General features: G+C 48.2%; 17 protein-coding genes and 3 pseudogenes. 14 read left to right on the forward strand and 6 right to left on the reverse strand.

Annotation, left to right across the window (positions count from 1 at the left end):
• Positions 1 to 83: 83 nt before the first annotated feature.
• Together K4A83_RS11410 and K4A83_RS11415 are read right to left on the reverse strand one after the other, a co-directional pair.
• Entirely contained in the window at positions 84 to 572 is a 489-nt protein-coding gene (locus K4A83_RS11410) for a pentapeptide repeat-containing protein (RefSeq protein ID WP_265264676.1), read from the reverse strand.
• A 225-nt stretch (positions 573 to 797) separates the two neighbouring features.
• Positions 798 to 1,955 carry an FAD-dependent oxidoreductase gene (locus K4A83_RS11415; RefSeq protein ID WP_265264677.1) on the reverse strand — a complete coding sequence of 386 codons (1,158 nt, stop codon included), beginning with the start codon at positions 1,953 to 1,955 and terminating at the stop codon, positions 798 to 800.
• 199 nt (positions 1,956 to 2,154) lie between these two features.
• Between K4A83_RS11415 and K4A83_RS11420 the strand changes: the two genes are divergently transcribed.
• From K4A83_RS11420 to K4A83_RS11435, 5 genes and pseudogenes are all read left to right on the forward strand, one after another.
• Positions 2,155 to 2,997: an endonuclease/exonuclease/phosphatase family protein gene (locus K4A83_RS11420; protein ID WP_265264678.1), complete on the forward strand. Its 843-nt coding sequence runs from the start codon at positions 2,155 to 2,157 to the stop codon at positions 2,995 to 2,997.
• A gap of 140 nt (positions 2,998 to 3,137) precedes the next feature.
• Positions 3,138 to 3,731, forward strand: a pseudogene (locus tag K4A83_RS23170) (uracil-DNA glycosylase family protein); the annotation flags it as partial.
• 150 nt (positions 3,732 to 3,881) lie between these two features.
• Positions 3,882 to 4,319, forward strand: a complete 438-nt coding sequence (locus K4A83_RS23175; protein WP_407810001.1) for a uracil-DNA glycosylase — start codon at positions 3,882 to 3,884, stop codon at positions 4,317 to 4,319.
• Positions 4,320 to 4,436: 117 nt separating this feature from the next.
• Positions 4,437 to 5,180: a cobyrinic acid a,c-diamide synthase gene (locus K4A83_RS11430; protein ID WP_265264680.1), complete on the forward strand. Its 744-nt coding sequence runs from the start codon at positions 4,437 to 4,439 to the stop codon at positions 5,178 to 5,180.
• Between the two features lie 90 nt (positions 5,181 to 5,270).
• On the forward strand, positions 5,271 to 6,002 hold the full coding sequence (locus K4A83_RS11435; RefSeq protein ID WP_265264681.1) for a cobyrinic acid a,c-diamide synthase: 732 nt from the start codon (positions 5,271 to 5,273) through the stop codon (positions 6,000 to 6,002).
• A gap of 26 nt (positions 6,003 to 6,028) precedes the next feature.
• Here the strand turns inward: K4A83_RS11435 and K4A83_RS11440 are convergent, their stop codons facing one another.
• Positions 6,029 to 7,510: an Ig-like domain-containing protein gene (locus K4A83_RS11440; protein WP_265264682.1), complete on the reverse strand. Its 1,482-nt coding sequence runs from the start codon at positions 7,508 to 7,510 to the stop codon at positions 6,029 to 6,031.
• 141 nt (positions 7,511 to 7,651) lie between these two features.
• Positions 7,652 to 9,280: a B12-binding domain-containing radical SAM protein gene (locus K4A83_RS11445; RefSeq protein WP_265264683.1), complete on the reverse strand. Its 1,629-nt coding sequence runs from the start codon at positions 9,278 to 9,280 to the stop codon at positions 7,652 to 7,654.
• A gap of 194 nt (positions 9,281 to 9,474) precedes the next feature.
• On the opposite strand from K4A83_RS11445, the gene K4A83_RS11450 reads away from it, so the two are divergent.
• The 8 genes and pseudogenes from K4A83_RS11450 (at position 9,475) to K4A83_RS11485 (ending at position 17,925) form a co-directional block, all read left to right on the forward strand.
• Entirely contained in the window at positions 9,475 to 10,875 is a 1,401-nt protein-coding gene (locus K4A83_RS11450) for a tetratricopeptide repeat protein (protein ID WP_265264684.1), read from the forward strand.
• Positions 10,876 to 10,896: 21 nt separating this feature from the next.
• Complete coding sequence (locus tag K4A83_RS11455; protein WP_265264685.1) at positions 10,897 to 11,481, forward strand: hypothetical protein; 585 nt, start codon at positions 10,897 to 10,899, stop codon at positions 11,479 to 11,481.
• A 306-nt stretch (positions 11,482 to 11,787) separates the two neighbouring features.
• A pseudogene (locus K4A83_RS11460) lies at positions 11,788 to 12,693 on the forward strand (ribonucleotide reductase N-terminal alpha domain-containing protein); the annotation flags it as partial.
• 243 nt (positions 12,694 to 12,936) lie between these two features.
• Positions 12,937 to 14,310 (forward strand): annotated as a pseudogene (locus K4A83_RS11465) (ribonucleoside-diphosphate reductase subunit alpha); the annotation flags it as partial.
• 234 nt (positions 14,311 to 14,544) lie between these two features.
• Positions 14,545 to 15,579, forward strand: coding sequence for a ribonucleotide-diphosphate reductase subunit beta (locus K4A83_RS11470; RefSeq protein ID WP_407810002.1), 1,035 nt, complete (start codon positions 14,545 to 14,547; stop codon positions 15,577 to 15,579).
• Positions 15,580 to 16,308: 729 nt separating this feature from the next.
• Positions 16,309 to 16,671 (forward strand): photosynthetic/respiratory NAD(P)H-quinone oxidoreductase subunit C, encoded by a 363-nt coding sequence (gene ndhC / locus K4A83_RS11475; protein ID WP_017303746.1) that lies wholly within the window; start codon positions 16,309 to 16,311, stop codon positions 16,669 to 16,671.
• Positions 16,668 to 17,414, forward strand: a complete 747-nt coding sequence (locus K4A83_RS11480) for an NADH dehydrogenase subunit K (RefSeq protein WP_265264688.1) — start codon at positions 16,668 to 16,670, stop codon at positions 17,412 to 17,414. The genes ndhC and K4A83_RS11480 overlap by 4 nt, the downstream gene beginning before the upstream one ends.
• Positions 17,407 to 17,925, forward strand: coding sequence for an NAD(P)H-quinone oxidoreductase subunit J (locus K4A83_RS11485; RefSeq protein ID WP_265264689.1), 519 nt, complete (start codon positions 17,407 to 17,409; stop codon positions 17,923 to 17,925). The genes K4A83_RS11480 and K4A83_RS11485 overlap by 8 nt, the downstream gene beginning before the upstream one ends.
• 100 nt (positions 17,926 to 18,025) lie before the next feature.
• Here the strand turns inward: K4A83_RS11485 and K4A83_RS11490 are convergent, their stop codons facing one another.
• Together K4A83_RS11490 and K4A83_RS11495 are read right to left on the reverse strand one after the other, a co-directional pair.
• Positions 18,026 to 19,387 (reverse strand): TrpB-like pyridoxal phosphate-dependent enzyme, encoded by a 1,362-nt coding sequence (locus tag K4A83_RS11490; protein WP_265264691.1) that lies wholly within the window; start codon positions 19,385 to 19,387, stop codon positions 18,026 to 18,028.
• Positions 19,388 to 19,412: 25 nt separating this feature from the next.
• Entirely contained in the window at positions 19,413 to 20,387 is a 975-nt protein-coding gene (locus tag K4A83_RS11495) for a hypothetical protein (RefSeq protein ID WP_265264692.1), read from the reverse strand.
• A 229-nt stretch (positions 20,388 to 20,616) separates the two neighbouring features.
• Here K4A83_RS11495 and ndhM point away from each other — a divergent pair, with 229 nt between their 5' ends.
• The gene (gene ndhM / locus K4A83_RS11500; RefSeq protein ID WP_265264693.1) at positions 20,617 to 20,970 is read left to right on the forward strand and encodes an NAD(P)H-quinone oxidoreductase subunit M; all 354 of its coding nucleotides are present in this window, start codon (positions 20,617 to 20,619) and stop codon (positions 20,968 to 20,970) included.
• Positions 20,971 to 21,023 lie beyond the last annotated feature (53 nt).

The following is a 21,023-nucleotide window of genomic DNA, read 5'->3' on the forward strand; positions in this document are numbered from 1 at the left end:
TTAGCTAAACTCCCCCCAAAATAGCTGTTTCCAGATTGAACAGAACACTACAAGAGGGGAGTTTTAGATGAAATAACAGCCCCTTATCGGTTATGCGGCACTTGTTCAGGATCCACTTGTTCCGCATCCCCACCAATCCCTAGGGGAATATCTGTGTTGAAAATTTGAGCGTCGGTGACAATCATATTATCCATAATTGCACCATTGACATCCACATTGTAAAGAATGGCTTGGGTAAAATCAGCCCCACTCAAATCTGTAGCCACTAAACTGGCATCGGTTAAAAAAGCTTGATTGAGACTTGCCCCTTTTAAATTTGCACCACTGAGGTCAGCCCCTTCTAGATTCGTTTCAATGAGGATTGCATCTTCTAAATTAGCCCCTCTTAAATCCGCCCCTATGAGATGGGCTTGAGAAAGATTTGCACCGGATAAATCACACCCCGGACAGATATTTGTTAATAACAAAGTTTGCACGTCATGAGGATCATAAGCCCGGCTGGGACTTGCCAGAGTAACAGTTGCGGCCAATGTGAGGGGAGCGATGATCCAAGACAGTTTTTGAGTTAGCATAATAGTTATCTCCCTTACTTTTCAACAATCGGCACTCATTTGCACCCTCAATTTAATGATACCGATTTTGTTTGTACATCTCAAATCTGCGACTCAGCTTGTAACAATAGTTATTGTGAGCAGAATGAGCATTCTTTTACCCCTACACCAACAACAAGGGCAATTTCGGACAGGATGAAAAAAGTTTGAGGATCGCCTTGATCCCCTCTGATCTTCGGGCTTCTCTCAGGGGGAGTCTGGGACAAATTGCGCCATAAATTGGCGGTCAATGTAATCCTTCCAACGCCAGAGTAGGGGGTGATGCCAGCCCAATGGACCCCAAGAGGCGATCGCACAACAATCCCCCGTCCCCAACAAAGCCAGATAGCGCCGTTGGGGACAAAAAGGCCTTAAAGGACGTTCCCCCACCCAACGCCCCACATTCTCAAACAACGGCCTCCCCTGACGCACCGCCAACACCCCCGCCTTCGGACGCGGATGATTCACCATCGTAGCAATATCCCCCGCCCCAAACACAAAAGGATGAGACACCGACTGTAACGTATCCCCCACCAACAGAAACCCCGCCCCATCCGTCGCCAAACCCCCAGCCCCCAACCAAGAAGGCGCAGAAGCCTGAGTCACCCAAAACACAAAATCGTAGGGAATCCTCAACCCCGAATCACACCGCAATTCATCCCCCGTCACCTCCCCCACCCTTTCCCCTAAATATAACTGCACCCCACGCGCCTCCAATAGCTGCGTCACCCGTTGACTCACCCAAGGATGATGTCCCCCCATCAACCTCTCGCCCCGATGGATGAGATGGAAACCACAACAGCCAGCCCCTGCCGCCTTCACCCTAGCTTGCAGATTAAACGCCAACTCCACCCCCCCCGCACCCCCACCCACAATCGCCAGTTGCCAATCTCGCCCTCTATCCCCTCGAATTTGGTCTAAAATCCCCTCCCACTGGGCTAAAAATTTCGGCACAGGCTTGATAGGAACGCCATATTGTGCTGCTCCTTGCACATCATTTTCTGCGGGAGTGCTACCAATATCAAGGGAAAGGAGGTCAAAAGCAATAGTTTCAGGCTCCCAGTCTGGGGCTATTTTGGGAGCATCTACTGGCTTGATGAGAACCTCTTTTTGGGCTAAATCCAAACCGACCGCTTCCCCTAAGCGAAATTCTACCCCAGCCCACTCACATAAACGGGGTAAATCAATATGAGTTTCATCGTAGCTATAAAATCCAGCAACATGACCGGGTAACATCCCAGAATAGGGCGTATAGACGACATTACTAATCAGGATAACCTGAAGATCCCGCAGAGGTTTTTTAGTCCATTGTTTAAGAAAAATAACATGACTGTGACCTCCGCCAATTAACAGCAATTGTTTCATTAATTTAACTTCGCTCGGTATTGACTCCCTTCGGTCGGTTAGTTTATTGGTCGCCATTCATCCCCACCGTGTAGACGGATGGGGTATTCTGGCGACATCAGGATAAACGTAAAGGGGGGAATAGGGACTTGGCAACTGTTTACTGTTTAAGACTATTATAGTATATTCGTTAATTGTTCAGCTATTAAGGAGGATGAAAATGACCCTAAAAATCATGAGCTTTAATATTCGGGGCAGTTGTAAAGACGATGGGGTTAATATTTGGGAGAATCGCGCAGGACTCAATGTAAAAACCCTCAAAAAATATAATCCTGATATTATTGGTTTTCAAGAACTACAACAGGGAAATCTAGAAACCTATCAAAGGGAGTTAAGGGACTATCAATATTGTCTCGGTCTTCCCTATAACCGTCCAGGTCGGGAACTCTATAATGCTATTTTCTGGAAGCTTGATCAGTTTGTGATCAAAAGTCAAGGCAGTTTTTACCTCAGTGAAACCCCCGAAGTTTGGTCTAGCAGTTGGGATACAGCCAGAGTCAGAACCGCCAATTGGGTTTTATTGGAATGGGTAAAAAATCAACAGATGTTTTTCTGTTTTAATACCCATTTAGATCATAAAAGTGCCTTAGCTCGTCAACGGGGAATTGAACTGGTTTTAGAGCAGATTCATCTTTTAAATAATAATGATTTGCCTGTAATTTTGACCGGAGATTTTAACAGTTATTTGCGACTGACTAAGACGGGAGAACCCTTAACCTCTCAAGAAGGAGTTTATGAGCAAATTCGGCAAGCTGGTTTTATCGATAGTTATTTAGTATCGGGAAATAAAGATCGAGCGGGTCAACATTCGGTACACAATTTTCTCGGGGCAGAATATAGCGTAGAAGATCCGGATTTTGTCCATCGGATTGATTGGATTTTGTTGCAGACTCATCCCGGGGAAATTGAGGTTAAACAGTGCCAAATTTTAAAGGATTCTGCCCCCCCTCTTTATCCCAGTGATCATTATCCAATTTTAGCTGAGGTTGTCCTGAAAGACTAAGCCATCCATGTTGGTTGTTGCGCTTCAGCGCCCTAGATGGGGCTGTAGTGAATATGGCTCTCGTTACTGTTAGAATTTATAATTTATAATAATTAATTATTAATAATTAATTATTGATTATTACCTATTCCCCGTTTCCCATGACCCAAGAAGAACAACTGGATCTCTTTAGTAGTGCCAATATTACCCCTCCGATTCCCCCAGTGCAACGGGATTTAATCCCCACAGATGCTAATATTCCCATCCCCAAGGGACTTTATACCACCCTCGGAGAAATTGGGGCTGATTGTAACGACTGTCAACGCTGTGAATTGAGTCAATCTCGCACCCATGCTGTCCTTGGACGGGGCAATCCTCACGGGGATATTATGATTATTGGGGAGGGGCCGGGACAAAATGAAGACGAGCAAGGTTTACCCTTTGTGGGGAAATCTGGACAATTGCTCGAAAAAATCCTGGCCTCGGTTCATTTGGACTCAGAAGAGGATGTTTATATTGCCAATATGGTCAAATGTTTGACCGGAGATACTCCTGTTCTGACGCGGCAGGGGTATCAATCCTTGCAATGGATTGTAGAACAACGTTGGGAGGGGGAGGTGCTGAGTTTAACCCCGACGAAAGAGTTAGTCTGGCGTAAAATTAACCACTGGTACGAATCCCGTTTAGGCGATCGCACCCTCTACCGTGTCACCCTACCCGGTCACAGCGTGGGGTATACTGCCACCGGAGATCATCCCATCCTCACCCGTCGCGGATGGATTCCCGTCGAAGACCTCCATCTGCGGGATTTAGTCGCCACGGGAACACCCCAACGCGCTCTAGCTTCTGTTTCCTCTAGTTCCCCCGCTCCTAACTATGCCGGACAAACCACCGACTGGCAACCTGTGATAAAACACCCCCTCCCCTCCCAACATCCTGAGACAGTAGTCTATTGCTTGGATGTGGAAGAAACAGCCAATTTTGTCACCCCGGCCGGAGTAGTCCATAACTGCCGTCCTCCGGGAAATCGTACCCCCACCCCTGAAGAAATTGCGGCCTGTAAACCCTATTTACTCGAACAAATCCGCCTCGTTAACCCGAAAATCATCCTGTTTACCGGAGCCACAGCTTATCGGGGTTTAACCGGGCATAAACAGGGCATTACCAAGATTCGAGGGCAATGGATAGAATGGGAAGGAAGACCCTGTATGGCGATTTTTCATCCAGCCTACTTGTTACGCAACCCCTCCAAGGAACCGGGAAAACCCAAGTGGTTAATGTGGCAGGATATTCAGGCTGTCCGGCAAAAACTTGATGAGTTGCGCTCGCGAAGCGTTCCGTAAGGAAATCGCCATCTGCTTAATCTCCCTATCTTCATCCTGTCTCATTTTGTCCTGAGACAGTTCTCAACTCTTGTCGGAGTTGTCCCTTTATGTCACTGCCTACCCTTAAGGAATTTCATGGTCAACATTCTCGATCGACTGCCCCAAGAAGCCAGAGAATGGGCTGAACAATTGCATTGGAAAGAAAGACGGTATCTCTTATCTTTATGTCACCTCCTTTGTGCCGTTCCCCCGGAAACACAAGCCCAATTTTTAGATGAATATACCGCCGACGGTTTAATCAACAAAATCCTCCAAGACTACGACACCCAAACTAAAGTTCAAGCCCATCTCGATAGTTTCCGCATTCCCACCCAACTCGATAAACCATTACTCCGACATTATATTAAGCAATTCTATGTCCACTCCGCCCAAGATGTACGACGAGAACCCGAACGTTATTTAGAATCTGCTCTCCGTTTGGTCTTAAGCCCCGAAGAAAAAAACTATGTCCTCAACTATATTTTAGGCTTTGAACTGTTACAAACCGTTTTTCAAATGAGTTGGCTACAACAAGAACGGTTTTATCTCCTACAACCCAATCAAGAGGACTTCTTTAATAGTTACATCAAACCCATTCGCAATACCCACCGCATCAACGGAATCGTCAATCCGAAAGATGAAAAAGTCTTCTTTTCTAGGCGAGATTACTTCGTCAAACAACCCAATATTTCCGAACAGAAATTAGTCGCTCTCATTATGGCTACCTTTGTCACAGATGAAGTCAGCAACTTAGGTTTTATTATTGTTCGCAATACCCAACCTGTTCCGTTCGATTATGACTATATCTACAAACCCGATGAAGAAAACATCTTTGGTTAATCTTGCCTCAATTTCGCCTAAATCTAGCCAAGACTGTAGACTTTACCCGGGACTTTCTTAATATTTATCAATTGACATCAGGGTGATTTTATGCTAGAAAAAGTTCCACAAGAAGCGAAAGAATGGGCAGAAGGTCTAGACTGGCAAAGACGGCGTTACTTACTCTCGCTGTGTCATTTATTATGTGGGGCATCCCCGGAAATTCAAGCCGGATTTCTAGATCAATATACAGCCGATGGACTTTTAGCGAAAATTATCCAAGACTATGAGACTTATTATAAAGTCCAGCGCCATCTCGATGGGTTTCACATCAATACCCAATTGAATAATAAGGTGTTACGTCAATATATCAAGCAATTTTATATTCATTCCGCCCAAGATGTCCGGCGAGAACCGCAAAAATATTTAGAAGCGGCCTTGAGATTAGTTTTTAGTCCTGAAGAAAAAAGTTACGTTCTTAATTATATTTTAGGATTTGAACTCATTAAATTGTTGTTTAAAATGAGTTGGTTACAACAGGAAAGATTTTATTCTTTGCAAAATAATCAAGAAGACTTTTATCATACTTATATTAAGCCTGTTCAGTATGCGCAAAGAGTGAATGGTTTAGTGATTCCCAAAGATGAAAAAACCTTTTTTTCTCAACGGGAATTTTACGTTACACCGCCTAAAATTAGCGGTAAACGTTTAGAAGAGTTAGTAATGGTGACATTTACCACGGATGCCGTGAGTACGTTAGGTTTTTCTATTGTGCGGAATATTCGTCCTGTTCCCTTTGATTATGACTATATTTATCAACCTGCCCAAGAGCGCATTTTTTAAGGAGATTTTTGGGCTCCGAATTCTTTTTACCGCAACCATTGAGGATCTAACCCCGGTGTGAGGCGTTCTGGGGGGATTAATTCGGCACTGTCGGGGTTTTCAATTAAATCCGGGAGAGTGAGTAACCACAAATTCCCCGAGGCAATGGCTCTATCCTGATTTCTCCGGTTTTGCTCTTGGGGATCCCGTTCTGAGGAAACTTGATCAAATAATAAATTGCGACCGTCGGGAGAAATACTAATCTTCACATTAGGGTCGTTAGCTAAGGCTACTAAGGGAATATCTGTCGCAGTCTCTAAATCAATCAGGGTGAGAAAAATTTGCTCTTGGGTTTGGTTGGAGTCGAGGGGTTCGGTGCGAATACAATACAAAAGTTCTTGCTGACGGGGTTCAAAGACACAATCTAAAATCTGTCCTCGGGTGGAGAGAATTTCCTGTTGGGTTTGATTCCTCCCCAATAAGACCAGAGACTGGGTTAAATCGCGATTATCCCGCACCAACAACAAGCGGGGGTAACTTTCCTGAGAAAATCCCAAAACCCGGATATAGTCGGGGAAAAATCGCCAAGCTTCTCCGTCGGGTGTTAAGGAAATCAGGTTAACGCCTTGACGTTGTGCGATCGCCACCATACGACCATCAGGCGACACCCGAAAAGAACTCCCTTGCATTCCCAAAGGTCGGGGATTCTCCCCCGGCGGCACCACCCACACCCCCTGATCTGAGGGATTGCGGCGATTGACCCGCTCAATCACGATTGTCTCCCCTTGAGTCGCCATCTCAAAATTGAGATTTTGATAATCCGCCGCGTCTAAAATACGGGTCAAACGACCATAGGTGGCGGTGTTTGTCCCTCCCCCATGATGTAACCCCGTCGTCACCTTATAAACCTGTTGTGCAGCCACCCCTTGATCCGTTGCCCGATCATAGGCCGAAAAGGTGATGAACTCCCCGCTAGGGTGGGGGCGGAAGTTCGTCACAATCAGATCCGGCGGCGTGAGGATAAACTTGCGCGCTTGGGTCACATTGTAGAGAACTAAGCGCCCCCGTTCCTCCCCCTCCACCCCCAAATAAGCAAAGGCTAAATCCCGAGTTCTTACATTAGCGCTAAAGGAGCTTAACTCCTGAGCCGTCCGATTGGGGTCTAGGGGACGCTCCAAGGCCCCCTTAAGCTCAATTCTGTACTCTGTCCCGTAGAGGGGGAGATCGGTCAGGGTATAGGCGAATCTGCGCCCCTGATAGCTCATTTTCCCGGGTAACTCCGGGGTAATGGTCAGGTTTTCCCGAACCGTTTCCCAGTCCATCGGGCGATTAAAGGTCAAAGTAAAGGCCTCATCTTCTAAGCTCAGAGTGTGATTCTCCCAGCTAAACTCAACCACCCGAGGACTGTTCCGATTCCCCACAACCAAAATTATTCCCAACAGCACCATAAAAAAGCCAATCGCCCCCCAAGCGGCTCGGTCAAGGGGACTTAAAGAAAGTTGGGACAAAAAGCCAAGCTTAAAGTTCATAGCACTTCGACAGAAGCTCCCGTTAAAGTGTAGCTTAACGGGAGCTTCTTAAGTTCACCCTTAAGAGTTCCCGCTTCCCAGTCATAGCCCCCTTGTTAGCTTGGGGTGTTAGGAAATGCCTAGGGAGCAACCTTGACCCCTTTAACTGCCAACCGTTGCCGGACTCTGACTAGCTGCCGCCGCTTGTTGTTCGGCTCGTAAACGACTTTCTTCGGCCAAAAATTGATCTAGTTGGGATTCAATATTCCGTTTCACTTCCTCACGATACTCTAGGAAATGCTCAATTTGGGCGCAAACTCCTAAATAACTGGCTACCCCGCCCCGATTGTGAATGAACATCTGTACGAGATATACCCAGAACAGAAAACGAGTCTTGCGCACTACTCCCTGTCTCCAACAGAGAATCAACAGGGCATTTAAAGACCGTAAATCTACAGGTTTTTTCGCTTTGGGTTTCCCTTTCATCTTGCGGCGACGTTCGGCATGACAGGGCGCGGTGCCTAAAATGCGATAGTGGCGATAGGTGCGATTTAAGAACTGAATGGGGTCATATAGTTCCATAAACCCATTCACGTACTCTCGGGCAATTTCTTCGAGGGGGCGAGTGGGAACGAAATTCATTAAGGTGGTTTGGTTAATATTGCCTACGGCACTTAACAAACGACCTTCCCGTTCTAAGCGATGCCAGAGTGCTGTATCGGGCAGGGCTTGTAACATACTATAAATGGCTGTGGGAATGGTGGTTTTTTCCACGAAGTCTACAATGCGCTGACCTGCGCCGCTTTTCTCTCCGTCAAAGCCGATAATAAACCCGGCCATGACCCGTAAACCAGAACTAATAATCTTGTTTACAGACTCACTGAGGGGATCTCGGGTATTTTGGAATTTCTTGGTGACTTCTAAGCTGTTTTCGTCGGGGGTTTCAATGCCGAGGAATACGGCTCCAAAACCGGCCGCCGTCATCAGGTCCATCAGTTCTTGATCATTGGCTAAATCCACCGATGCCTCGGTAGCGAAGGAGAAGGGATAGCCTCGCTCTTCCATCCAAGGGCCTAATTCTCGGAGCAGGCGCTTCACGTTGCGTTTATTGCCAATGAAATTATCATCTACCATGAAAATTCCCCGTCGCCAGCCTAATTCGTAGAGGCGGTCGAGTTCGGCAATTAACTGTTCTGGTTCTTTGGTGCGGGGTTTGCGACCGTATAACACAATGATGTCGCAGAATTCACACTGGAAGGGACACCCACGGGAGAATTGGATGGCCATTTCTGAGTAGGCATCAAAATCTAAGAGGTCGAAACGGGGAATAGGGGTGAGGGTGACGGAGGGTTTTTCGGTGGCGCGGAATTTGCCGCTTTCTTCGCCCCGTTCAACGGCTTCGACAAATAAGGGTAAGGTAATTTCCCCTTCATCTAGCACTAAATAATCGGCTCCGACGGCTTCGATTTCGTGGGAGAGTGCGGTGGCATAGGGGCCGCCGACGGCTACTTTTTTCCCCCGTCGTTTGGCTTCTTGGACTTGTACGAGGAGATCATCTTTCTGGACAATCATCCCGGATAACAGGACTAATTCTGCCCAATCCCAATCGGCTTCGCTGATTTGTCCTACGTTGCGATCGCGCAAACGAAATTCCCAAGTTTGAGGTAAAATCGCGGCCACCGTCGCCAGTCCAAGGGGTGGCAGCATGGCCTTCCGACCCACTAATTCTAGGGTTTTCTCAAAAGACCAGAAACTTTTGGGGAACAGAGGATAAATCAGTAAAACGCGCATAGAACTTCCTTGCCTCACACAGTTATGGGTGATCTTAACGTATTCTTGCCTTTCTGTTGATATCTATGCCAATAGACAGATAACGGCAACTCGTCTGATGAAGAATCCCTGTCTAGGCAAGAGGGGGGAACGTCAACCGATTACCATTAAAATACATACAATTAAAATACAGTTGTGTGAGGGTAGGGACAATCATGGGAAACCGCTTGCCATATTTGGCTTTAGTAGCCGCAGGAGTCATCTTAGGAGTCCATGGGGGGGAGGCTGTTTGGGCAAAGCCTAACCTCCCTCTGGTGCGCCAGAAACAGGTGATTGATGGTCTTTATACGGAGGATTTAGACGCGGCGATTCATTTCCAGCAGGGGGTGTTACGGTACCAAAGGGGGGAGTTTGCCCGGGCTGAAACGGAATTTCGGGAGGCCTTGCGTTTTGATCCCTTGATGGCGATCGCCTACTATATGCTAGGCAACGTCCTAATCCAGCAGGAGAGCGTCGATGAGGCGATTGGACAATTCCAACGGGCGATTAGTTTGGACCCTTCCCTCAATGATGCCTATTACAATTTGGGGGTAGCTCTTTTTCGTCGAGGCGCACTCCCAGAGGCTTTACAGGTCTTTGAACGGTCGGTCCAACTCAATCCTAAGTTTAGCCCGGCTGTCTATAATTTAGCCCTCACCTTGGACGCGCTAGGGCGTTATCAGGAAGCTAGCCAGGCTTATCGTCAGGTGATTTTACTCGATCCCCGCAATGCTGAGGCGCACTACAATCTGGCCTTGATTTTGGCGCGGGATGGGTCTACGGGGGAAGCTATTTCTTTATATAATCGGGCGATTGAAATTAACCCCAGATTCATTGATGCTCATTATCAAGTGGGGTTACTTTATGCCCGTCAAGGTCAGTTAGAATTAGCCCGAGATGCCCTACAACAAGCGGTGAACCTTGCCCCGGATAATGCTTTAGCCCAGTATCATTTAGGCTTAGTGTTCGCTCGTTTGGAACAGCCTGCGGCGGCGGTGGGGCGTTTGCGGGATGCCATTGCTTTAGATCCCAATAATGCGATCGCCTACCAACAACTGGGGGCGGCTTTAATTGACAGTGGCAATCCCCGGGAAGCCATTACCATCTTGCAACAGGCTATTCGTCTTAATCCCGATGAGGTGAGCAATTATTACAATTTAGGGATAGCCTACCAAGACACCAATCAATGCGAGCAGGCGATTGAAGCTTATCAGGACACTCTGCGACGAGATCCCATTTTTGCTGATGCCTTCTTTAACCTAGGGGTGTGCTATGGGGAGTTGGAATTGTATGATGAGGCGATCGCCACTTTAGAACAAGCGAAAACCCTCTTTCGCGCTCGGAATCAACTCGATAAAGTTGAAGAAGTAGACGAACATCTACAAAATAGGATCCTCCCCGCCCTCCAGCGTTTACAACCCCCTCCACCTCAACCTCAACCGCAACCAGCGGAACCCTCACCGGAAGAATCCCTTCCCCCCTCACCCCCGGAATCTTCCCCCGAGGAAGCTGACGAGGAACCCCCTGTAGAACCTGTCAGGCAACAACCGATTATCCCCTTCTTTGAACAAACTTGAATTAAAGGCAGTGAGATTGTTATGGCAAAAAGTAAAGCGGTGGCGCATTTTGTGGCAGTGAGTGATACATCTAAACCTCTGGCGGAGCAGGAGGGAATTTTAGTCACTATTGATGGGAGAGGGGGGGATACGGAAAAAAATAGGGCGAAGGCGTTGGAGGTGGTGACGCAAATGTGGGAGGCGGGGGAAATTGAGGATGAAAAGTTCCCCAATGGCATTTCTGAGGAAAATATTGTTTATGTTCCTCCCCAGAGTCCTCAATTGCAAACGCTGGAAGATTTGAAGCAGGAAGAGTTACCGCCCATTGTTCAGGGTGCGCAGGAAATTATTGAGTTGACGCGGTTACAGGTGGAGGTGCAGGAGGCGGCGGAGGATGTAGCGCCTTATACGCCGATTATTGAGGCCGTTTTAGAGCGCACTAGGCCCTTAACGGCGGAGGAGAAGGAGATGGCGAAGGAACGGAAGTATGGTAAGGCAATTGAACGGGTAGGGTATGCGATCGCACAACAAGAGGAATGTCGAGAACGTTCTACGGGCAACGGGAAGTTAATTCTCAATGCGATCGCCTGGCAACTCCAACAAACGTTCCCAGATGCTAAGAAATAACCTCAATTGAGATGGTTAATGGTACAACCAATCTCCCTTGACATAAACTGTATTTAGTGGCACGAGCTTACAAATTATTTAAAAATCCACCATAACTAGGGAGAAGGTGTACACTTGGGAGAGTCAATACAAAGAGTTGGTCGATTGACTTTAAGCAGTTCAATTGTTCGCGAAATAGCTAAACTCTTTGTAGGAATACTTACCCTTCAGCAGTTGAAAATGCAATTAGAACAAAATTTATCCGGCGCGATTTCTCAACGGAAGACTTACGCCAACGTAACCTCCCCAGAAATCGAGGCACGATTCCTGGACGGAAAGCTTACGCCAACGCCTGTTCCCCTGGGGTTGCACCCTCCCAATATCCATGTGATCAAGCGAGATGGCTCCAGAGCGGCGCTGAATGTGGTCAAAATCCGCAAGGTCGTAGAATGGGCTTGTGAGGGGTTAGAGGTGAATCCCATCACCTTGGAAGCAGGCATGAAAACCCGGTTACGCAATGGTGTGACCACTCGTGAAATTCAAGACAATTTAATCAACTGTGCTTTAGAGTTATGTAGTCCCGAAAACCCCGACTGGCGGTATGTGGCCGGAAGACTCCACATCTGGAGTTTGTGGAAAGATATTCTGGCCAGTCGAGGGTATCAATACGGGGATTACCCCCGCACAGTGCAGACCAAAGTTTGTGAGAATTACTATGACCATCGGATTTTAACCTACAGTACCGAGGAATTAGCGGAAGCTGGGTCTTGGATTAACCCCGATTGGGACACCGATTATGATTATGCCGGGGCGGTACTCCTCACTAAACGCTACCTCCTCCCGGACGAATTGCCCCAAGAAGCCCTGTTAACCTGTGCTTTGTTATTGGCAGTCCCTGAAGCCCCCGATAAGCGGTTATTTTGGGCGAAACGGTTTTATGAGGCGATCGCGCAACGGAAAATTTCCCTCGCCACCCCCATCCTCGCCAACCTTCGCGTTCCCCACGGCTCCCTCAGTAGTTGCTTCATTGTCGCCATTGAAGACAACTTAGAATCTATTTTTGGCGAAATTACCAACACCGCCCGCATCTCCAAAAATGGCGGAGGTGTGGGGGTGAATGTGTCCCGAATCCGCGCCACAGGTAGCACCGTAATGGGCAAACCCAACGCCTCTGGGGGGGTTATTCCTTGGATTAAACTGCTCAATGATACGGCGATCGCAGTCAATCAGGGTAAACTCTGCCCCATCGCGGCGTAAGTCACGATGCAAACTCCTCTAATTGCTGGGAACTCTCTTGTTAGAGACAATCAGCAGCCAAGCCCCGCCACAAGGGGAAGGTTCAACGACCAGAGCGTGGTTGCTCGTAGCCCCAAGCGGGGCGAAATGGGGAGCTTCCCTAGGGGAAGGTGATATGGTCTGATCTACCGGGCGACTGGTAGCAGTGGTAAAACCACGGGGTAGGAGTCGCGAACTTACCTGAACACAATGGGGCGACGTGCTGGCGCGGTGACAGTCTCTCTAGATATCTGGCATCTAGATGTTACCGAATTCCTCGAAATGCAAACCGAGAATGGTGATCAACGACGCAAAGCCTATGACATTTTCCCGCAATTAGTTATCTCAGACGAGTTTATGCGCCGGGTAGTTCATTGTGAGGATTGGGTTCTCGTAGACCCCTACGAAGTGCGAACCAAACTCGGAATTGAACTCGCTCCCTTGTGGGGAGAAGGGTTTGAACTAGCCTATCGCCAAGTTGAAAACTCCCTCGACAAAGAAATCACCCTGTACAAGCGGGTCAATGCGCGGGAACTATTTAAAACCATTATGCGATCGCAAGTGGAAACCGGAATGCCCTATCTTGCCTTCAAAGACACCATCAACCGGGCTAACCCCAACAAACACGAAGGCTACATTCCGGGGGTTAACTTGTGTGTCGAGAGCTTTTCCAACGTCGTTCCCGGACAACTCGCCCACACCTGTAACCTCAACTCCCTTAACCTAGCCAACCTAGAACTTGACGAACTCCCCCTAATTTGTGAAACCGCCGTTCGTCTCCTTGACAACACCATAGAAATCACCCACACCCCCTTTGAAGCCAGTGCCGCCCATAACCACCGTTACCGTACCATTGGCGTAGGAGCAATGGGACTCGCCGACTGGATAGCCAAGCGTCACCTCTCCTATAGCAACTTAAACGAAATTAACCACCTGTTCGAGGAAATTGGGTATCACTGTACCCATGCCTCCATGAAACTCGCTCAAGAGCGTGGGGCTTATACCGCCTTCCCCGGCAGCGATTGGAGTCAAGGTAAACTCATCGGCTCAAAACCCGTCGAGTGGTTCAAAGAAAACGCTGTGCAGCCCCAACGCTGGGAGCAGTTAGCCCAAGATATCCAAACCTATGGGATTCGTAACAGTCATATTACCGCGATCGCACCCAACACCTCCTCCTCCCTCGTCCAAGGCTGCACCGCCAGCGTCCTCCCCACCTACAGCCGATTCTTTTACGACAAATGGGCAAAAGGCACAGTACCCATCGCCCCGCCCTTCATCCGGGATTGTTTCTGGTACTACCCCGAAAACAAAAACCTCGACCAACGCACCGTCATCCGCGCCGTAGCCGCCATGCAAAACTGGATAGACACCGGAATCAGCATGGAACTACTATTTAACCTCAACCAAGGAGTATATTTCCCCGAAGACCCTGAACGGTGCATCCAAGCCAAAGACATCTTTGAAGCCCTCATCTTAGCGTGGGAGCAAGGGTGTAAAGCCGTGTACTACATCCGCACCATTCAGAAAGATGGCTATAAAGAAAATGGCGAAGCTTGCAGCAGTTGTGCCAATTAAATTAAACAAATCTATAGTTTTGTAGAGTCTCCACAAAACTAAATTAGAATGCTAAATTCACTTGGGGGGTAAGGAAACTTACCCCCCAAAAATGTTTTAGTTGATCCTCAACTTACAGCGTAAAACTCAATCCCTTTTCACCCTTGCTGTTTTTCCAGTTTTTTCTATACAATGCCCTAATAACTGATAACAGCAAAATCTCCCATGACTTATACACCCGAAAAACAGCAAAAAATGCCCGTCAACCCCATCTTTAATCCGAGAGGCGACGACACCATTGAAAATCGTACCATGTGGTTTGGCAACACAACCAACCTCATGCAGCTTAACGATGTCCGTTATTCTTGGGCTGTGGGATTATACAAACAAATGAGAGAGAACTTCTGGATCCCAGAAAAGCTCGATATTACCCAAGATGTGACCGACTACTGGAACTTAACCCCAGAAGAACGCTATGCCTTTGATGGAATTCTTTCCTATTTAACCTTTTTAGATTCCATCCAAACCTACAACATTCCTTACCTAAAAAACCCCATTACTGCCCCTGAAGTAACCCTTTGTATGACCGAGCAAGCCTCCCAAGAAGGCTTACATAATCAGAGTTATCAATGGATGATTGAAACCATTATTCCCGCCGAGAAACGGAGTAGTGTTTACGACTTTTGGAGAACCGATAAAATCCTCTTAGAGCGTTGTGAATTTATTGCGTCCCTCTATCAAAAATATGTCGATAACCCAACCCATGAAAATTATTTCATCGCCCTTGTCGCTGACTACTTACTGGAAGGATTGTATTTCTATAACGGATTTATTTTTTTCTACAATTTAGCCTCTCGAATGTTGATGCCCGGTAGCGCGGACATCTTCAAAATGATTAACCGCGATGAGTTGAGCCATGTTCGCTTATTCCAGAGACTTGTTCCCGAAGCCATGAGTACCTTTACTCATTCCGTTGAACAGATTTATGAAATGTTCGACAATGCCGTTCGCTATGAGTGCAAGTGGACTAACCACATCGTCGGTAATCAAATTTTGGGTATCACCGAAGCCAGCACCGAACAATACACTAAATATTTAGCTAATATTCGGCTGCGTGCCATTGGCCTCGAACCCCTTTACAAAGAGGACAAATTCACAAAGAGTCCCTACACCCACCTAGAGAAATTCGCCGACACCAAAGCCGACGGCAACACCAAAGCCAATTTCTTTGAATCGGGAGTCACCAGTTACGTTATGTCTTCCGGTTTAGGCGGTTGGGACGAAATCTAAAAGAGGTTTCCCTAATTTGTCGTTGCCGTTTGTAGTTGCGCTTCAGCGCGGTAGATTAGGGGCTAAAGCCCAACAACGAGCCAACTTAGGTTTGTAGTTGCGCTTCAGCGCCGTAGATTAGGGGCTAAAGCCCAACAACGAGCCAACTTAGGTTTGTAGTTGCGCTTCAGCGCCGTAGATTAGGGGCTAAAGCCCAACAACGAGCCAACTTAGGTTTGTAATTGCGCTTCAGCGCCGTAGATTGGTGACTAAAGCCCAACAACGAGCCAACTTAGGTTTGTAATTGCGCTTCAGCGCCGTAGATTAGGGGCTAAAGCGCAACAACGAGCCAACTTAGGTTTGTAGTTGCGCTTCAGCGCCGTAGATTAGGGGCTAAAGCGCAACAACGAGCCAACTTAGGTTTGTAGTTGCGCTTCAGCGCCGTAGATTGGTGACTAAAGCGCAACAACGAGCCAACTTAAGTTTGTAGTTGCGCTTCAGCGCCGTAGATTGGTGACTAAAGCGCAACAACGAGCCAACTTAAGTTTGTAATTGCGCTTCAGCGCCGTAGATTGGTGACTAAAGCCCAACAACGAGGCAATAACGAACTAGGACAAACTCACAACCCAAACCAACCTAGAAGAGCGGGGCTTGCATCCCATTATTTTTGGTCGATCCTTCCCCTATAATGAACAAAGTGTTCAGACACTGAGCCAATAGTTTCAGCAATCAGCAACGGGGAAATCAGTAGTGTTTCACTTAAGCGGTTACGAATATTTTCTAGGATTTTTGCTCATAGCCAGTTCCGTCCCCATCTTGGCGCTGACAGCATCCAAGCTGCTCCGCCCCCCAACCGGAGGGCCGGAACGACGCACTACCTATGAATCGGGGATGGAACCCTTGGGTGGGGCGTGGATTCAATTTAATATCCGGTACTATATGTTCGCCCTCGTCTTCGTCGTCTTCGACGTGGAAACGGTCTTTCTCTACCCCTGGGCGGTTGCTTTTAATCAATTGGGGCTACTAGCCTTTGTGGAGGCCTTAATTTTTATTGGAATTTTAGTAGTAGCTCTGGTCTACGCATGGCGAAAAGGAGCGCTTGAATGGTCATGAAATCTGATACCCCAACCGATGCGGCTCTGTTGGAGCAGCAACAAAAAGAAAAAATTCTTAATCCGATTGCCCGGACAACGGTTACTCAAGATTTATCCGAGAATGTCATCCTAACGACAGTGGATGATCTCTACAACTGGGCAAGATTATCCAGCCTCTGGCCGATGTTATACGGAACCGCCTGCTGCTTCATCGAATTTGCGGCAATGATTGGTTCTCGTTTCGACTTTGACCGTTTTGGCCTAGTTCCTCGTTCCAGCCCGAGACAAGCGGATTTAATCATCACAGCCGGAACAATTACCATGAAAATGGCTCCGGCTTTGGTGCGACTTTATGAAGAAATGCCCGACCCCAAATATGTGATTGCTATGGGCGCTTGTACTATTACCGGGGGAATGTTCAGTATGGACTCTCCCAGTGCGGTGCGAGGGGTGGATAAGTTAATCCCGGTGGATTTATATATTCCCGGTTGTCCTCCCCGTCCTGAAGCCATTATGGACGCGATTGTGAAATTGCGTAAAAAGGTGGCTAATGAGTCCATTCAGGAACGGGCGAGAGTCCAATCTCAAACGAATCGCTACTACAGTACAACCCATAATATGGTGGCGGTTGAACCTATTTTAACTGGAAAATATCTCCAATCTGGCACTCGTCAAGCTCCCCCGAAGGTATTAACGGAAGGGTACGGAATGCCTGTCGCTCCGGGTTTTGCAGAATCTAAAGAGGAAGTCAATCGTGGCTGAAGAAGAAAATCAAGTGGAAACAGGTGCCATTGTAGAAGCCGGTCCGGTTTCTCTGTGGTTAACTGAAAATGGTTTTGACCATGAAGCGCTGGAAAAAGATCATTTAGGGGTGGAATTGATTAAGGTGGAGGCGGAGTTCCTCATCCCGATTGCCACGGCTTTATATGCCTATGGCTTTAATTACTTACAATGTCAAGGGGGCTATGATGTCGGCCCCGGTAAGGAGTTGGTTAGTTTCTACCACCTCATTAAGGTGGGGGATAATGTGACGCAACCGGAGGAGGTGCGCGTTAAGGTGTACTTACCTCGGGATAATCCTAAAGTGCCTTCGGTTTATTGGATTTGGAAGGCGGCGGATTGGCAAGAGCGGGAAACCTATGATATGTATGGCATTGTCTTTGAAGGACATCCCAATCTGAAACGGATCTTAATGCCGGAGGATTGGATTGGTTGGCCGTTGCGGAAGGATTATATTTCGCCGGACTTTTATGAGTTACAAGATGCTTATTAGTTCGGGACTTTTGGTGTCCTCCTTTTAGCTAGAAACTGAGAAGCCCCACACCAACCTAGTGGTATAGTGTGGGGCTTCTCTGGTAAAAAGTAGACCCTAACTAATGATTGACACTGGGCAATCCGGCGAGAGCCATGGCGACTTCTTCGGGGCTGTATTCGCTAGTTTGGAGTTTTCCGGCTTGATAGTCGATGTAGGCTTGCATATCAAAGTGACCATGACCACAGAGGTTGAAGAGGATGGTTTTGGAGACTCCTTCTGCTTTGCAACGGAGGGCTTGGGCGATCGCACCTTGAACAGCATGGTTGGCTTCCGGGGCGGGTAGGATGCCTTCGGCTTTGGCGAAGGTGAGTCCGGCAGCAAAACAGTCGAGTTGGTCGTAGGCCAGGGGTTTTACATAGTCAAGATTGACAAGATGACTGACGAGGGGACCCATACCGTGATAACGGAGACCGCCTGCATGAATGCCGGGGGGGACAAAACTATGTCCGAGGGTGTGCATTTTGATCAGGGGGGTCATTTGGGCGGTGTCGCCGAAGTCGTAGGCGTATTTACCTTGGGTGAGAGTGGGGCAGGATACGGGTTCAACGGCGATAAATTCAATGGTTTTGTCGCCGGAAAAGGTGTGCTGCATGAAGGGGAAGGCGATGCCTGCAAAGTTACTCCCACCTCCGGTACAGCCTACGATGATGTCGGGGTAGTCTTGGGCGAGGTCAAATTGTGCGATCGCCTCTAACCCGATCACCGTTTGATGAAGCAAGACATGATTCAACACACTGCCGAGGGTGTATTTGGTATCTTCCGCTTGAGCCGCCACTTCCACGGCTTCACTAATGGCAATCCCCAAACTCCCGCTACTGTCCGGGGATTGGGCTAAAATTTGCCGTCCGGCGGCGGTTTCGGTGCTAGGGGAGGCTACGACGCGGGCGTTGTAGGCTTCCATTAAGGCGCGACGGTAAGGCTTTTGTTGGTAACTCACCTTCACCATATAGACCAAGATTTCTAAGTTAAACATCACCCCAGCAATAGCTAAAGATGATCCCCATTGACCCGCCCCGGTTTCGGTGGTTAAGCGTTTAACCCCTTGTTGGGCGTTGTAATAGGCTTGAGGGAAGGCGGTGTTAGGTTTATGGCTCCCAGCCGGGGAGAGTCCCTCGTATTTGTAGTAAATCTTAGCCGGGGTATCAAGGGCTTTTTCTAACCGTCGCGCCCGGTAGAGGGGGGTGGGTCGCCACTGACGGTAAATGTCCCGCACCGGATCAGGAATGGGAATCCAGCGCTCGGTACTAAATTCCTGCTCTAGGAGTGCGTCGGCAAAGAGAGGGCGCATATCCTCGAAGGTGACAGGCTGCTGAGTACCGGGGTGTAAGACGGCGGGTAAAGGCTGAGGAAGGTCGGCCTGAATGTTATACCAAGCGGTGGGGAGTTGGTTCTCATTCAGGAGATATTTAACGCTGTCCATAAAATGATCCTAGAGTTGGGGTGAACTATTGTCGCGCTTTGGCTTGTCGTTGTGCCACCTGACTATTTTGTTGATAGGTGGTGATTCGACTTTGCGCCATATTATAGCGGGGATCATCGGCCGGAACTGATTCCATTAATTTGGAGGCTCGTTCCCATTGTTCGGCTAAGACTAACCATTCGGCGGCGGTGCTAGCGGTTTGCCCCCGGGTGGAGACTTGTTCAGCTAAACGCACGGCCTCAGCAAAGGGATCTTCACTGGGACTGACGACGGGGGAACCGTTGACTGGGGGAACTAAGACGGTGGTGGGTTGGGGGGATGTCTCGGGATTAGGGGATTCGACGACGGGGGAATTGGGGGTGGAAGGGGAAGAAGGGGAAAGGCTTTGCTGGACAAAACGGAGGGGATTACTGATGGTGATTGGCGATCGCATAGCGTCTCGGAACGAGAATCGCATAGCGTCTCGGAACGAGAATCGCCCTTGATTGTAGACCAGTCCAGCCCCAAAACTGACCCCACACAGCACCATGACGCTCAACAAACTACGCCAATGTCCAAACCCTCGTTTCCCCGGTTTTTGGTCAGAGAAACTGGGGAACTCAATGCCTTTGGTTTCCGGGAGTGGCTTTTTCCCTTTGCCTGCTAACCGTTGAAAAATATTGGGTTTGCGCAACACAATGGTTTCAGACCATAACAATTGCTGCTCCGGATTACGGTGAACTTCCTGTAACCAGACTAACTGTTGTTCTTGAGCAATCCGACTACAAATACTGACCCGGCGCAACCGTTGGGGGTCAATTTCTTCGAGAATGTCCCGAACTCGCGGGACGACTTCCCCCTGTTCTAATTCTCCCTCTGTGGCCGCTTCACAGAGGATCTGTAAAATGCCATTTTCTAAGACGGCACGAGTCCGAACTCCTTGATCGGCCAGTTGCTCATTCAGGATTTGAATGATGGCGGCCATACTTCCTTGTCGTGCTTGCTTTGCGATCTCATTCATGGGCGCTCACTAACACTCCATCCACATTGATCCCCGACTTGTACTATCACTTTACCAAGAATTGTGAATAATCTTATCGTTTTATTTCAATTGATAGACACCCGACGGGCTTCCGAATCGACAGATGTTTCAATCTTCTCTATTCCCCTTGCCCGATCCCGATCCGCTTTACCGTCGTTTACAATGGGTGATGGACTGATAGGGAATACCCCGGAGGAGAGTAAAATAAATGCTTTTAAAGTCAACCACCCGCCACGTTCGCCTTTATACGGCTGAGATCCAAGGGAGTGAATTTGTGGAAAGTGACAAGGTGTTGACACTGGACGTAGACCCCGATAATGAGTTCAACTGGAGTGAGGATGCCCTTCAGGGAGTCTATCGCAAGTTTGACGAGTTGGTTGAGTCTTTTAGTGGTCAAGCCTTAACGGAATATAATTTGCGTCGGATTGGTTCAGATTTAGAGCATTTTATCCGAGGTCTTCTACAATCCGGTGTGATTAGTTATAACTTACAGGGTCGGGTGGTCAATTACAGCATGGGACTCCCTAGGGTGGAGAGTCCTGAGAGTGAGGGGAAATGGTAGCTTAATTAGGGCTTGTTGAATAACTCGGGGAGTCGGGTTGGATATGCTGCAGG

Source organism: Spirulina subsalsa FACHB-351 (genome assembly GCF_026130165.1).
GTDB lineage: Bacteria > Cyanobacteriota > Cyanobacteriia > Cyanobacteriales > Spirulinaceae > Spirulina_A > Spirulina_A subsalsa_A.